Origin of the sequence: Streptomyces sp. NPDC079167 (assembly GCF_040686735.1) — a bacterium.
Classification (GTDB): Bacteria; Actinomycetota; Actinomycetes; order Streptomycetales; family Streptomycetaceae; genus Streptomyces.
Genome location: NZ_JBFBLO010000022.1, coordinates 61,722 through 76,032, shown reverse-complemented (window position 1 = coordinate 76,032; position 14,311 = coordinate 61,722). Strand labels below are relative to the sequence as shown.

Sequence of the window (14,311 nt, the reverse complement as noted above, 5' to 3'; positions counted from 1 at the left end):
AGCTCCCCAGTCGATCGCGAGTGGAGCAGGGTGTTCCGGCTCGAACCCGGTGCAGCACTACTGGCGCGCCTACACGCCCGGACCCGACTGACGATGCTCCGATGGCCGGGGAACCGCGAGTCCGCCACGCAGGTCGTCGGCATCCTCATCGGTAATGCCGTCAAGCATGCCGACCTGGGCGCGCCGCACGATGAGCGGCTCCTGCGGCTGAGACTCGCCATTGCGGAAGACCACGCCCTTCTGATCGATGTCGAGGACTCTCTCCCCGAGTTCCGTCACTTTGAGCGGGCGCAGGCCGGCGAGATCGGTTGCGGGCTTTGGACGGTGCGCCGTCTTGGGGGTGCTCTTTCCTGGCACCTGCGCGAGGACGGTGGCAAAGCTGTCCGTGTACGCCTCGTCCCGGGCCTGGTGCAGCCGTGATTACCTCGACCGTTCCGCCGGCCCAGATCGCCGTCGCGATGATGCAGCACCTGGTCGAGTCCAGCGGGCCGGCCCGCGAGCCGACTGCCGATATGGCGGACCTCGCCGAAGTGATCCGGACACTCCTAGCGGTGGAGGCCAGGCGCGATGCGCGCGTGCGTCTCGGCGGCAACCTATTCGATGTCGTCATCACCGGTTTCAGTCCCCGGGCCCGCGCAGTCATCGACCGCATGGACGAGCAGCAGAACGGCTGTGGGCCGGTCATCGAGGACCCCGACGCCGAATGGCTGTACTGGCTGGTCCCGCCCGGATCCTCCGCCCGCTGGGAGCCCCACGAGTACGCCGTGTGCCTGGGCGCACCGCACACGATCACCCTGCCTTCCCTGAGCCGCGCCTCACCTCCAGGCCCGTACTGGCTCCGCCCGTCCGCGAGCGACCGCCTTGTGCCTCTCCAACCTCTCCGGAACGCCCTCGACGTGTGCCGCCCTGAGCCAACACCGCACGCCGCACTCGCGGCACAACTCGGCTTGACCCCCTGAACTCCGTGCTCGCCGACGCCGTCCCCCTGGACGTGGGCGAGCACGGACCCCCGCCCTGGTGCCGGCCCCCGAACCGGCTCCGGCACCAGGGCCCGCCCTGTGCAGAGCTGCACCGGAGGATGCTGTGCTGGAGATCGTCCCCGCCGACGAGATCGACGACGACTGGCCCCACTACGACCGCGAGGTACCCCGTCGACGCTTGAGTGCCGGCAGCCGACTCGCAGCCCTGCGCCGCAGCTTCTTCGAGAGCGCCGTCTCCACAATCGCACCGCACCGCCCCATCAGGGTCTCCACGTACGTGCTGGCCGCGCCCGGCATCGACATCGACGCCGAGCACGCTCTCCTCGGTGAGTTCGCTGCGGGCCGGAACTGGCGAGTGCACCGCGAACGCTTCACCGACCGAACACCTGGCGGCCCGACGCCGACCGACATACGGCCCGAGTTCAACCGGGCCTGCCGCCACGCGGGAGCCGGCTTCGTGGACGGCATCCTCACGACCAGCCGCCAGGCCATGCCCACCGCAGACGTCGCCTACGAGCACTTTCTGCACTGGTTGCACGACCGGCGCGCCTTCATCGCCTACGGAGAACTGACACTCGGGAGGAACCGTGAACATGCCAGCAACGGCTGACAGCATGCTTCCGGCCCGGGACCGGGTTCAGTACTACTGGAACGGCCTACACGTCCCGTTCGTCGCCCCGTGGAGCCATGAAACGGCCCTCCACCCCCAGGTGATCCGCGCCTCTTACCGCGGGGTGTGGGGCATCGGCTACCTCGACGAGCTGGAGGTCGCCGACCGGCGGCACGGCGCGCTGTGGGTGCGCCGGGCAGTCGCGCGCGGGAAGGGGATGCCGGCACTCGCCGGTGTGCACCCGATGCGCCAGCGCCAGGCGATGGCGCACCTGCTGTGCCAGGTCTGCGGCAACAGCACGTTCGACGAGCGCTGGCAGCTCTGGGGCGAGCGGCACCTGTTCCTCATGCGTGCTCTCGACCCTGGGCAGGTCATATTGGAGGCGGAAACGACAGACTCACCCCCCGTCTGCCTCCCGTGCGCGCTGGAGTCCACCGAGGCGTGCACGCACATCCGGCAGGGATGGACTGCCGCGCTGGTCAAGGACGCCCGGCCGTGGGGAGTCGCCGGTGTCCTGCACGATCCGGCAACGCTCGAACCGAAGCTCGACCCCCAGAAACGGCTGATCGAGCGGCCATTCGGCCACAAGGAATACGCGTGGATCAACGCCGCCCGCGAACTTGTACGGCTCGAAGGCGTCACGCCCGTCGACCTCCACGAACTCGCCGCAGAGACGGCGTCCGCAGGTATCAAGATCACCACTGCGGGCACGGACGAAGGCTGACGCGATGACCACCGGCGAAGACTTGGATCGGGTGCCGCTCGATCCGGTCTCCATCGTGCGGTACGCGGCCAACCTGATTGCCACCGGTCGAGTACCGCCGTCTTGTGGGTGCCTGGACTACGAGGTTGCACCCGAGCTGCAGGCCAGGGTCCTGGCCCTGCCGTCGGACACCGGCGGGGACGACTACATCAGTCGGTCGAGCTGCCCGTTGCCCCCGAACCACTGCGGCCCGCACTACGCGTGCCTTCGATACCTCGGCGGGGATCAGGTCGCGTGGCTCAAATGGCTCGGCCCCCTGAGCGCTGTCGTTGTCCTGGCCGACTGCGCGCAGTCACCCGAACCCGACTGTGCTTGCCCGCTGTTCGCCGGGCACCACGGCCCCTGCCCTGTTGTCCCCCCGGAGCCTGACGTGCGGCTGCCACCGCCGTGGTGACCGATGGGTCAGTACCCCGCCGGCCGCGCTGCCGAGATTCGAGGAGCCCATGTTCCGACGCGCATGCCAAATAGCAGTCTTCCTGACTGCCGTCGTCCTCATCATCACCGCAGCGTCCATCAAGCCCGTATAGCTTCCGGCACCTTCGAGTCTCCTGGAGGACGAATGCTCACATCTGATCTAACGGCCTTTGCCAGACGGGTGGCCGCGCTCAACGGACAGCACGAACCCGGTGGCCTGGCGCCCACGGCGCCGGTGCTGGCCCTGGGGACCTTCGAGCGCGTCGGTTCGAACTGGCTGTCCGACTCGTTACGCGCAGAGATGCCCCAGCACAACGAACCGTTCCGACAGCAGCTGAGCAGAAAGCACCCGACGTCCCCGCACAACCGCGTCCCGCTTGAACTGACAGGGGGCGCCTGGCTCGGTGAGCTCGAGCTGCACCACTTGGCCTGTGCACTGAGCGATCTCTACGGGTATCCACGGCACCTGGTCAAGGAGACCAACCTCTTCTTCTCCACGGACACCACGCTCACGCTCTTGCCATACTCTCCGGTGCTGGTCCTCACCCGTGCTCCGGTTGGGGTGGCGTCCAGTTTTGCCCGCGGACGCCTCTGGAAGCGCTGGGGCTACAGCGAGCGATACGCCCAGGTCGCAGTAACCGCACGCACTGCGCGGTGGCGCAAGGAGTTCGAAACGCTGCTGCCGCAGGACGACCCCGAGGAACCCGTAGCGCTGGGGCGCCTCATGGCCGTGAACGCGTTGCTGCTCGCCCGCGCTCTGAACGGACGCGAGTACACCGTCGTCTCGTACGAGCAGCACGTCAAGGACTCCACGGGGGCTCTGGGCCGGATCGCCGACCTGATGAACGTCGACCTGCCGGCCAATGAGCAGGTGCGGCCCACCGGCCCCACCGCCGCGGACTCCACGTTCGCAACCAACAACCACAAGAACGAACTCATCGCCAGCCTGGACCGTCACACTGCGGAACTGGTGAGCAAACACGCCAGCGACGCCCTCAGCCGGGCAGCACAGACTCTCGACCCGCAGGTCACCGCGACTGCTGCCGAATGGCTGGCTGGAGACGACCTGTACGAGCTGCACGAACCGGTCGCGCGCCCCCGCCAGGCTGCACGGCCAGCCGCAGCCGGGCAGAAGGTACCGCCCCCCAGCTACTGCCCGATGGCCGGTGTGTCCTGGCGGAACACACTGGTCACCAACAGTGAAATGGCTGACCTGCTCACCATGCTGCACGCAGCCGGGATGCCGAACACCCAGTGCGGTACAAACCTCCTGCTGTGCCCGATGCCGCACGGGCGCGGGAGCCGGCTGCGCTTCGACTCCAAGGGGCGGCGATGGCTGGTAAGTCCCGGCTTCGAGGCGCACCCGGCGTACTGGGTCACGTGGGTGGGAGCAGCCGTCATGGCCGCCTGGTCCGGGGCACGCCTGCCCACACGAGCTGAAGCGCTGGAGGCCAGCCTAGGAGCGCCGCCGGCACGGAACAGCGACTACGCGATCGGGGATGCGTCCTGCGTCGTCGAGCCTGGCCTCGGCGCCGGTCAGGTCCACCACCTGGTGGGGAACCTTCAGATCTGGTGCAGTGACGGCCCTGCCCAGGACGCAGACCTCCCCGAGCAGCGCTTTCTGTTCGGCGCGGCATGGAACACCCCGGGCACCAGGGCAGCGGTCACGGCGGAGCGGTCGAGGTACCTGCTGGGCTCCTCGCGTGGTGTCGGTATCCGCCTCGTGCGTGACCACGACACCACTCAGGCAACCGGGCTCGGCGCCTGGGAGCTGGCGCACCGCCTCAACGACTGGATTGACGACCTCGGCGGTCCAGCTCGCTCCCTGGGGGAACTGGACCACCGTTTGGTCACCGCACTGACTGCGACCGCGCCAATCTCATAGGCCGATTGCGGACTTGGGGCCCATGTACGAGCCGGCCCCAGGAAAGTTCTCCTGGCACAGCTTCACGAACATCTCGCTGAACCCCACGCCAGGCAGGTCGTCGAGCTTGACGAAGGCGACCTGCCGGATGGGGCGTGTATCCGCGCCCTCGGTAACGACCCCGATCTGCCCGCCGATCCGCCGGGCCTCGAAAGTGACGTGAACGACATGAGCCTTGACGTTGTCGCACAGGTACAGCAGCCGCCCGACCTCGACCTCGACGCCGGTTTCTTCTCGCATCTCTCGAACCAAGGCTTCGGCCAAAGTCTCGCCCTCTTCGACCTTGCCGCCCGGCAGGCTCCACGACCGCTTGCTGTCCGTGTCCTGGTCCAGGAGCAGGATCTCGTTGTCCTCGATGACGACGCCCGTCACACGTGTATGCATCCCCAGACCGTAGCGCCTGCCCACAAGGGCAAAGGGGATCTCCGATGAATGAACGACCCACCGCGGTTGTCATCGCTGCCGGAGGTCTCGGCACCCGCGTGTCGGGCTGGTCTCCATTTCTGCCCAAGGAACTACGCCCGGTCCAGGGGCGCCCCGGCCTCCTTCACGTGCTCGAGGAGGCCGCCAGACTCGGGGCCGATCGCGCGGTGGTCGTGCACCACCCGTACTACGCCCCGCTCATCGACTGGACCAGGCAGGTCCTCGCCCCTGGCGCCCAGGCCCGATACCGCCAACTCGCGCACCAACCGGCCGGCCATCACCCGCTCACCGAACGCATGCAGGTCGACTTCATTGCTCAGCACGGCCGCTACGCCGACATCACCTCCGCCCTCAATGGTGCCGAACACCTGCACGCCGGAGACATCTGCTTGGCCTTCGCTGACAACGTCGACCCCAGCCACTTGGCCCTCTCGGCACTCATGGCCGCCGCTTCCCCGGGCGCCCCGGCGGTGCTCGCTGGTCCGTTCAACCTTCAGGACGCCAGCAGTCACGGGGTGATCATCTGCACCGGCACAGGACCGGAACGAACCATGACGGCGCTGGTCGAGAAACCTGATCCCGTCCGCGCCGCGCAACTTGTCGCCGAGCATGGGCCGGAGAACCTCCGCCTGCTTCAGGGCCGCGCCCGACTCACTCCCGAGCTGCTGCGCTACCTGACCGCATCAGTGCGGCACACGGCCTCGGAGCCGAAACTGTCCCTCGCTCTCGCCGACTACGCCCGCCATGACGCGGTGGGTGTAATCACCAACACCAGAACCATGATCGATCTCGGCATCCCCTGACGCCGTCGAACTGGCACGTAACAGTAGGTCGAAGCCCTGCCCCTTAGGTGTTCTGTACGGCCACGTTGTCGCCTTCCGTCTGTGGACACGCATCGCACCCTTCGACGGTGCGGAGGAACGCGAGAAGAGCACCGTTGAACCGGTCCGGCCGTTCCCAGGGGATGGCGTGGCCCGCGTCCGGCACACTCACGTATTCGGCGCGTGGCAGCCTGGAAGCCGCCAACTCCATCAGCGGGGCCGGCACCAGCAGGTCGGCCCCGCCGCCCATCACAAGAGCCGGGGCCCGCAGTTCGCTCAGGGCGGCCCAGTTGATCTTGCTGACGGTGGGTTGCAGATGGAGTCCCTTGGGGCGCGCCGACTGCGCTATCCGGCGCCATGCCTCGACGCCCGAGGGATCCTCGGCGCGGTAGCTCGGCCCGAGCTCGAGGATTTCCGGCGGGAGCTCCGCCGAGTGCGGCACGCCGACGCGGGCCAGCGCCGCACGCCACGGCTCGTCGGAGACGCCGAGGATGCTTGCCGCCACGGTCAGCGAGCGGACCAGGTCCGGGAAGGCCAGTGCGAAGTCGACGGCGTAGATGCCGCCTCCGGCGGCGCCGACGAGGTGGATGCGGCTGAGCCCGAGGGCGTCGACCAGTGCTTTCAGGTCTTCGGCCGCCGGCACCGGGTGGTCGCGGTCCGCAGGCGTGGACCCGAGGTGGCCGCGCCGGGTGTAGGCGATGGCGCGGAAACCGGCGTCAGCCAGGGCCTGGCGCTGCGGGGACCACGTCTCCGCCGTTCCGGTCGCGGGATGGAGCAGGACGACGGCCGGCCCCGGCCCGCCGGTGTCCCAGTAGGCGAGCTCGCCGTTCGGGATCACGGCGACGTCGTCCGTGCCGGCCGCCGCGGCTTCGATCGGCCTCACTCAGCGTCCCCGAGGAGACCGGGCCAGCCGAGGAAGGTGGTCTCGGCGTCGCCGGCGAGATGGATGTCGAACTCGTAGCCGTCGTCAGCGGGGCGGGCGAGCATCGTGGCGCGCTGCTGTGGCGACAGCCGCACGAGCAGCTCGTCGCTGTCGTTGGCCTCGTCCGGGAAGTAGAGGCAGGTCACCGCCGGCCGGATCATGCTGCCGACGGTGACCAGCAGCGTCAGGTGCGGCGCTCGACCGGACGGGACCACCGGCTTCACGGTGGTGATCGAGTACGCGCCGTCCAGGCCGGTGAAGGTCCGCGTCAGGCCCTCCGGCTGATTGGTCTCGATCATCGACATCGGAGCCGGCCTGCCCTGCCCGTCGAGCACGCGCCCTCTGAGGGTGAAGCGGACGCGGTCGTCGTCGGGCTCCACCGCAGAGCACAGCGGCATACCCAGCGTGAAGTACGGGCCGAGAATGGTGCGCGGGGTGCGGACGAGCCGGTCCGTCGTGGGAACCTCCGAGCGGTTCCCGGCATCTGCAGTCGTGGTCATCTCAGTGCTCCGCAGGGGTCGCGTGCATACCGCCGAGGACGATGTCGAACCGGTAGGCGAGGGCGATTTCAGGGATGGCGGCCTCCCAGTCGAGGCGGGAGATGAGCCGCTCGCGAGCCTTCTCGTCGGGAATGGTGCTGACGACCGGATCGCGGCCGATGAGAGGGTCGCCGGGGAACAGCATCTGCGTGACGTGACGCTCGGTCAGGCCACCGCCGGACAGGGAGAGATGGAGGTGCTGCGCACGCCATGCCTCCCGATGGCTCGCCCAGGGATAGGCGCCCGGCTTAATGGTCTTGAACGAGTACGCGCCGTTCGCGTCGGTGAGCGTACGGCCCGCGCCCGTGAAGTTCGGGTCGAGCGGCTTCGGGGTCCGGTCGTGGTCGTGGACGTACTTGCCCGCGGCGTTCGCCTGCCACATCTCGATGAGCATGTCACGTACGGGACGCCCCCAGCTGTCGGTGACCCGGCCGTGGACAATGATCTGCTCGCCCATGGGCACACCGTCGTGCTGCGACAGGAGGTCGTTGTCACCCGCCTCGACCTTGCCGTAGCCGTAGACGGGCGCCGAAGCGTCGATCAGCCGCGAGGGGACGATGGCCAGTGGCTTCCTGGGCGTCCAGATCTCCGCTTGCTGCTGAAGTTCGGGCACCGAGAACTCATCCGGCATCTTGAAGTTCCATGGCTCGGTATACACGCGCTCACGCGCTCCTTCCTGCTCCGTCAGGCCGACGGGTGCCCGTCGGTTCCAGGAACTGGGACCAACGAGGTTGATGGGGTGAATGGTTGTGTCAAGGGGGCTGGCTGGACCCGTGTCTGGGTCTCCTCCTGGACCGGTTTCGCTTCGGCTGGCCGTGTAAGTCCACCTTTGCCGATCTACCTGAGACCCAACTGAAATGAACAGTGGCCCGGAGGGTGCGGTCGGCAGCTCCCGGTTCCGTGCCCGGGGGCAGGGAAGTCCACAGGGGGCCCGTACTTCTCTTCCCGACCCGGCCACGTCACATGTGGACGACAGGGGCGGCGTCCGGGTCCTGCACCGGGGCGCCGCGCCGGAAGAGCAGGCCGCAGATGACCGCCCCGGCGACGAAGAGGACGGCGGACCACAGGTAGGCGGTGGAGTAGCTCTCCAGGGCGGACTGTCCGATCACCTCAGGGGTGACCTCCTTCCCAGCGAGGTAGTCACTGGCAGCGCTCGCCGCGAGGGAGCTGAGCAGGGCGGTACCGATGGATCCGCCGACCTGCTGCATGGTGTTGACGCTCGCCGAGCCGACACCGGCGTCAGCCGGGTCGATGCCTGAAGTGGCGGCACTCATGCACGGGGCGAGCACCAGGCCGAGGCCGAGAGCGAAGACCAGCAGCGGAGGCAGGACGTGTGCGGCGTAGGTGGAGCCGGCGTCCAGTCCGGTGAGCCAGATGAGACCGACAGCCGCCAGGACCATTCCGACGGGGACCATCGGCTTGGGACCGATGCGGGGGTTCAGGACGCTGGTTGCCACGGTCGAGACCACCATGAGCACCCCGACCATCGGCAGGAACGCCAGACCGGTCTTCAGCGGCGAGTAGTGCAGCGTCTGCTGGAGGTAGTACGTGAGGAACAGGTTCACCCCGAACATGCCTGCCGCGGAGATGAAGATTCCGACGGAGGCGGCACCCCGGTCGCGGTCCAGAAGGACCCGCAGGGGCAGCAGCGGGTGCGCGACCCGCGCCTGCAGCCAGGCGAACGCCGCGATCAGCAGGACACCGACCACCAGGAAGCCCCAGGTGCCGGTGGCACCCCAGCCATCCGTCTCCGCGTTGGCGAACCCGTAGACCAGTGCGAAGAGGCCGACGGTCACCGTGAGGGTGCCGGGCACATCGATCTTCACGCCCCGCTCCCGGCGGTGGCGCGGCAGCAGCACCATGGCACCGACGAAGGCGACGGCGGCGAAGGCCAGGTTCACGTAGAGGCACCAGCGCCAGCTGAGGCTGTCGGTCAGCACGCCGCCCAGCAGAAGACCGACACCACCGCCCGCACCGGCGACCGCACCGAAGATGCCGAACGCCTTGGCCCGCTCCGCGGCGGTGGTGAACGTCGTCGTCAGCAGCGCCAGCGCCGTCGGGGCCAGCAGCGCACCGAAGACACCCTGCAACGCGCGCCCGGTCACCAGGACGCCGAAGCCCGTCGCCGCGCCGGCCAGGGCGGACGCTGCGGCGAAGCCGGCCAGACCGATCAGCAGGGTCATCTTGCGGCCGATGAGGTCAGCTATCCGTCCGCCGAGCAGCAGCAGGCTGCCGAAGGCCAGGGAGTAGGCGGTGACGATCCACTGCCGGTTCTCGTTCGAGAAGCCGAGGTCCTGCTGGGCGGACGGCAGCGCGATGTTCACGATCGTGGCATCCAGGACCACCATCAGCTGGGCGATCGCGATGACCGCCAGGATCAGCCAGCGCCGCCCGTGGTGTGGACCGGCGGCCCGATGTTCGGCCTTCGGCGGGCCTGTATCTGTCGAAAGGACACTCACAACGTCTCCGAACACGAGGAAACCAAAATGGAGAATTTTCTCCAGTTACAGATTCCAGGGTAGCAGTATGCGGAGACCCCATCTCCGGTTAGCGAGTAGAGTGGGGCCATGAGCCGCAGTGACGCCCCCGTTCAGCCCGCCGGGAGTCCGTCCCGCGCCCGCCCCCTCCGGGCCGACGCGGAACGCAACCGGCAGCGCCTCATCGCCGCCGCCCATCAGGTTTTCGCCGAAAGGGGGCTGGAGGTCACTCTCGATGACATCGCCCGCCACGCGGGCGTCGGCGTCGGCACCGCCTACCGGCGCTTCGCCGACCGCGAGGCTCTGATCGAGGCCGTCTTCGACAGCGAGGTACAGCGCATCGTCACGATCGCCGAACAGGCACTGCGCCACGAAGACGCCTGGGGCGGCCTGGTCGAATTCCTCACTGCCGCCGGCCGGGATTTCGCCGAGGACCGCGGACTGAGAGAGGTGCTCCTCGAAGGCACGCACGGTGCGAAGCGAGTCGCCGCCTCACGGAATCAACTCACACCCGCAGTCGGCGCCCTGATCACCCGCGCCCAGCGGGACGGCTCGCTCCGCGACGACTTCGAGGCGACCGACCTCCCTCTCATCCAGCTCATGATCGGGGCCGCAGCCCAACAGACCCAGGCCATGACGCCGGGCATCTGGCAGCGGTACCTCACCCTCATCCTTGACGGTCTGCGCACCGAGAGGAACGCCCCGAGCCCTCTGCCGCACCGCGCGCTGACGCAGGACGAGTTCGACCAGTCCGTACCCAGGACGATCCAGCCCCGGCCGCCGGCCGCCGCCACCCCGGCAGAACCACCGGCCGGCCACGGTGCGCGAAACCCGAACCGCGACGGACAGACACCTCCGGCACCGGAGAGGTGAGGGGGCCCGACGTCAGCCACAGTGTGACCGCTGAGACCAATCCAGCGATTACGCCCCCGTACCGACGTTTGAGACGTAAGGGCACCAGACGTAAATAACTGAGCAAATGGGCGGTCACCGTACGCTTGGGAGAGTTGCATGATCACCGTGCCTCACGGAGGTGCTGGGCAGGGCGGCACCATCCGCGTGCTGATCGTCGATGACGAGCCGGAACTGTCGGAGGTGTTGGCTGTCTCCGTCGCCGATGCGGGATGGCAGCCTTTCACCGCGGAGGACGGGCATGGTGCCGTACGGCTCGCGCGCGAGTGTGACCCGCACGTCGTGGTCCTCGACTGGATGCTGCCCGACCTCGACGGCCTGAGCGTCCTGCGGCGGCTGCGGTACGAGAACGCGGAGTTGCCCGTTCTCATGCTCACGGCCCGGGACGCGCTCGGGCATCGCCTGGAGGGCCTGTCCGCGGGTGCGGACGACTATGTGACCAAGCCCTTCGCCCTCGAGGAAGTGCTGCTGCGGCTACGCGGACTGCTGCGTCGCTCAGGGGCGGGCAACAAGATGCCATTTGCCGACGGTTCCGTGCGGAGGCTGGGCGATCTGGTGATGTCCGAACGAAGCCGTGAGGTGTGGCGGGGTGCGACACCTGTCTCGCTCACAGCCAAGGAGTTCGACCTGCTGTGGTTCCTGATGGGCTCTCCCCGACGGGTGTTCAGCAAGGCGCAGCTCCTCGAACACGTCTGGAACAGCTCGTTCGACGGTGCGGGAAACCTCGTCGAGGTGTACATCTACGGCCTGCGCTCGAAGATCGACAAGGGCCGGACCCCGATGATCCGGACAGTGCGCGGAGTCGGTTACGTGATCCGGGGAGCGGACGACGGGTCATGCTGACGTGGCTCGGCCGGCGAGCGAAAACCCGCACACGTGGCAGAACCCTACGGACGCGCCTGGTCCTCTCGATGTCCGCGCTGTTGGCCACCGTGTGCGCCGCCATGTCGTTCACGACGGTGTTCACGCAGAGTGAGTATTGGCGCGCAGATCTCGACCAGCGTGTCACCGAAGCCGCCGAACGGCACCAGGCGGCCTTGCGCCTGCGGACGGGCGGTCTCACGTATCTGGGTTTCCTCGGGCTGCCCGGCCAACCGGTCGGAACTCTCGGGGCCCGGATCGACTCCTCGAAGCATGTGCCCGCCGCCGGTGTGGTGACTGGCGAAGGCAGCCTGCGCAAGCTCTCCACCGCGCAGCAGGAGGCTCTGAGTGGGATCGCTGTGGACGGCTCTCTGCATACCCGCGTGGTTCCCGGCCTCGGTGAGTACCGGCTGACCGCGGTGGGCGACGACGGGGCTTCGGTGATCACGGGGCTTCCCACAGCCGACGTACAGCGCATGACGGGCCGCCTGGTGGTGGCCGAGGCGGTGATCGCCGGGCTCGGGCTCGCAGTTGCGGGCTGTGTCTGCGCGGTGGTGGTGCGGCGTCAGCTGCGCCCCCTCGGCAGGGTCGCCGCCACCGCCGCAGAGGCCGCCCGGGTGCCCCTGGACCGGGGGGAGGTCACGGGGCTCAGCCGCGTTCCCGCACACGACACCGATCCGGGTACGGAAGCCGGTCAGGTCGGCGTCGCACTCAATCACCTGATCGACCACGTGGAGACGTCGGTCGCAGAAAGACAGCGTACCGAGGAGCTCATGCGCCGCCTCCTCGCGGACGCCAGCCATGAGCTCCGTACCCCGCTGGCCTCTATCGCCGGGTACGCCCAGCTCATGTCGGCCGGGACCGGGAAACTCGACCCCGCACTGGCCTGGCGTCGGGTCTCCGCGCAGTCGGCGCGCATGACGGCGCTGGTGGAGGACCTGCTTCTGCTCGCTCGCCTCGACGAAGGCCGTCCCTTGCACAGGGGCGACGTGAACGTGGCGACCCTGGTCGCCGAGGCGGTGTGGGACGCCCGGGCCGCAGGAAGCGATCACCTGTGGCAGGTGGTCCTCCGCCTCGACGCCTCCGTGACGGTCGACGGCGACCAGGCCCGCCTGCAGCAGGTACTGGCCAATCTGCTGACCAACGCACGGGTGCACACCCCAGCCCGGACGAAAGTTACGGTCACCGCGGAGGCCACCGCCACTCGGTGCGTCATCCGCGTCCATGACGACGGCCCCGGCATCCCCACCGCGGACCTGCCCTCCATTTTCGGACGCTTCACCCGAGCCGACGACTCCCGCGCTCGCACTGCCGACCGGAAGGGCGGGACCGGTCTCGGGCTCGCCATCGCCTCCGCGATCACCGGGGCGCACGGCGGCCGGATCGAGGTACGCAGCGAACAGGGCGACACCGAGTTCACCGTACTGCTGCCGCTGACCCGGCAACCGCCGCAGTAGGACGACACAGAAGGAGGCGGTCCCAGGACCCCGGCGTCAGCCGAACAAGGCGCCCCGGAGCAGAGTCCGTTTCAGTTACGCCTCAGGTGGGTCCGCAATAGTGAGCGTCCACGGCCGGTCGAAGCGAACCAGCCCAAGCCGAAAGGATCCGTCGAGGATGACCCAGGACGGTGCGCGGCACAAGAGGAACACGTCACGTCGACAGGTGCTCGTCGCCGGAGGAGCCGCGATCGCAGTGGCCGGCGCGGGCGGCGTGCTGGCCACGAATGCTCTCGCCGGGGAGGAAACACCGGTCGAGGTGAAGGGATCGAAGCCTTCAGCCGGGGAAACCTGCTACCGGCTGAACACCGAAGCCATCGAAGGCCCCTATTACATCGATGCCGACAAGATCCGGACGGACGTCACCGAGGACAAGGAAGGCGTTCCGCTGACCCTGGTCATCAAGGTGATCGACGCCGAGACATGCAAGCCGCTGCGGAACGCGGCGGTCGACATCTGGCACTGCGACGCGCTCGGCATCTACTCCGGGTACGAGAGCATGGGTTCCGCCCTGCCCCCCGGCATGTCCCCCGACAACCCGCCCGCGTCCGGTGACCTGCACCTGGAACCCACCGACAACGAACGGTACCTGCGTGGCACCCTGCGTACCGACCACACGGGCAAGGTCCGGTTCACCAGCATCTTCCCCGGCTGGTACGAGGGCCGTGCCGCACACATCCACACCAAGGTGCACACGGACGGAACGTGGACCAAGGGCGGCTACGAGGGTGGCCGCACCTGCCACACCGGCCAGCTCTACTTCGAGGAGAAGGCTGTCCTGGCCGTCGCCGAGGTGAAGCCCTACTCGACCAGCACCGTCGACCGCGTCACCCTCACCGAGGACACGGTCTACGACGACAGCGGCGCCACGGGCGGCCTGCTCACCCTTCGCTACGACAAGAAGCGGATCACGAAGGGCGTCACCGCGTCGATCACCGTGGGCGTGGACCCGGAAGCCACCAACGACGGGGACATCCCCCTTTCGCCCCCCTCGGCGTAGGACGTGTTGCGGCGTGACCCGGCGGGCCTCATGGTCCGCTGAAGGCAGCCAGGATCCGCACGGGGCGGGCACAGGAACCGACCGGCCGCGAACCGACCGGACCGCCTGCGCCCGCCCTCCCGCATACGCCCCGAGCCGAGCAGCGCCCCGCCGAGGTCACGCTCCCGAC

General features: G+C 68.5%; 15 protein-coding genes. 10 read left to right on the top strand and 5 right to left on the bottom strand.

Translation table 11 applies throughout. The features are described 5' to 3' along the window. Positions 1-30 precede the first annotated feature (30 nt). The 5 genes from AB0P41_RS31990 to AB0P41_RS31970 all read left to right on the top strand — a co-directional run bounded on the left by AB0P41_RS31990 (position 31) and on the right by AB0P41_RS31970 (position 4,652). Positions 31-420, top strand: coding sequence for an ATP-binding protein (locus AB0P41_RS31990; RefSeq protein WP_365935603.1), 390 nt, complete (start codon positions 31-33; stop codon positions 418-420). Continuing rightward, complete coding sequence (locus tag AB0P41_RS31985) at positions 417-959, top strand: hypothetical protein (RefSeq protein ID WP_356714318.1); 543 nt, start codon at positions 417-419, stop codon at positions 957-959. Before AB0P41_RS31990 ends, AB0P41_RS31985 begins: the two co-directional genes overlap by 4 nt. A gap of 124 nt (positions 960-1,083) precedes the next feature. After that, the gene (locus tag AB0P41_RS31980) at positions 1,084-1,590 is read left to right on the top strand and encodes a hypothetical protein (RefSeq protein ID WP_356714319.1); all 507 of its coding nucleotides are present in this window, start codon (positions 1,084-1,086) and stop codon (positions 1,588-1,590) included. After that, the gene (locus AB0P41_RS31975) at positions 1,574-2,314 is read left to right on the top strand and encodes a hypothetical protein (RefSeq protein WP_356714320.1); all 741 of its coding nucleotides are present in this window, start codon (positions 1,574-1,576) and stop codon (positions 2,312-2,314) included. The genes AB0P41_RS31980 and AB0P41_RS31975 overlap by 17 nt, the downstream gene beginning before the upstream one ends. Before the next feature lie 598 nt (positions 2,315-2,912). Continuing rightward, positions 2,913-4,652: a hypothetical protein gene (locus AB0P41_RS31970; protein WP_365935601.1), complete on the top strand. Its 1,740-nt coding sequence runs from the start codon at positions 2,913-2,915 to the stop codon at positions 4,650-4,652. Here the strand turns inward: AB0P41_RS31970 and AB0P41_RS31965 are convergent. After that, positions 4,647-5,075: an NUDIX hydrolase gene (locus tag AB0P41_RS31965; RefSeq protein ID WP_356714322.1), complete on the bottom strand. Its 429-nt coding sequence runs from the start codon at positions 5,073-5,075 to the stop codon at positions 4,647-4,649. The two genes, AB0P41_RS31970 and AB0P41_RS31965, sit on opposite strands and share 6 nt — an antisense overlap. Before the next feature lie 44 nt (positions 5,076-5,119). On the opposite strand from AB0P41_RS31965, the gene AB0P41_RS31960 reads away from it, so the two are divergent. Next, entirely contained in the window at positions 5,120-5,917 is a 798-nt protein-coding gene (locus AB0P41_RS31960; RefSeq protein WP_365935600.1) for a sugar phosphate nucleotidyltransferase, read from the top strand. A 43-nt stretch (positions 5,918-5,960) separates the two neighbouring features. Here the strand turns inward: AB0P41_RS31960 and AB0P41_RS31955 are convergent, their stop codons facing one another. The 4 genes from AB0P41_RS31955 to AB0P41_RS31940 form a co-directional block, all read right to left on the bottom strand. Continuing rightward, positions 5,961-6,818 carry an alpha/beta hydrolase gene (locus tag AB0P41_RS31955; protein WP_356714324.1) on the bottom strand — a complete coding sequence of 286 codons (858 nt, stop codon included), beginning with the start codon at positions 6,816-6,818 and terminating at the stop codon, positions 5,961-5,963. Continuing rightward, positions 6,815-7,357, bottom strand: a complete 543-nt coding sequence (locus AB0P41_RS31950; protein ID WP_356714325.1) for a hypothetical protein — start codon at positions 7,355-7,357, stop codon at positions 6,815-6,817. Before AB0P41_RS31950 ends, AB0P41_RS31955 begins: the two co-directional genes overlap by 4 nt. A gap of 1 nt (position 7,358) precedes the next feature. Further along, positions 7,359-8,054, bottom strand: a complete 696-nt coding sequence (locus AB0P41_RS31945; RefSeq protein WP_356714326.1) for a protocatechuate 3,4-dioxygenase subunit beta — start codon at positions 8,052-8,054, stop codon at positions 7,359-7,361. Positions 8,055-8,355: 301 nt separating this feature from the next. Next, positions 8,356-9,855, bottom strand: coding sequence for an MFS transporter (locus tag AB0P41_RS31940; RefSeq protein WP_365935598.1), 1,500 nt, complete (start codon positions 9,853-9,855; stop codon positions 8,356-8,358). Positions 9,856-9,963: 108 nt separating this feature from the next. Here AB0P41_RS31940 and AB0P41_RS31935 point away from each other — a divergent pair, with 108 nt between their 5' ends. The 4 genes from AB0P41_RS31935 to AB0P41_RS31920 all read left to right on the top strand — a co-directional run bounded on the left by AB0P41_RS31935 (position 9,964) and on the right by AB0P41_RS31920 (position 14,142). After that, complete coding sequence (locus tag AB0P41_RS31935; RefSeq protein ID WP_356714329.1) at positions 9,964-10,746, top strand: helix-turn-helix domain-containing protein; 783 nt, start codon at positions 9,964-9,966, stop codon at positions 10,744-10,746. 138 nt (positions 10,747-10,884) lie between these two features. Next, positions 10,885-11,628: a response regulator transcription factor gene (locus AB0P41_RS31930; protein ID WP_356714330.1), complete on the top strand. Its 744-nt coding sequence runs from the start codon at positions 10,885-10,887 to the stop codon at positions 11,626-11,628. 68 nt (positions 11,629-11,696) lie between these two features. Continuing rightward, the gene (locus AB0P41_RS31925; protein WP_356714331.1) at positions 11,697-13,103 is read left to right on the top strand and encodes an ATP-binding protein; all 1,407 of its coding nucleotides are present in this window, start codon (positions 11,697-11,699) and stop codon (positions 13,101-13,103) included. Between the two features lie 157 nt (positions 13,104-13,260). Then, positions 13,261-14,142: an intradiol ring-cleavage dioxygenase gene (locus tag AB0P41_RS31920; protein WP_356714332.1), complete on the top strand. Its 882-nt coding sequence runs from the start codon at positions 13,261-13,263 to the stop codon at positions 14,140-14,142. Positions 14,143-14,311: the final 169 nt, after the last annotated feature.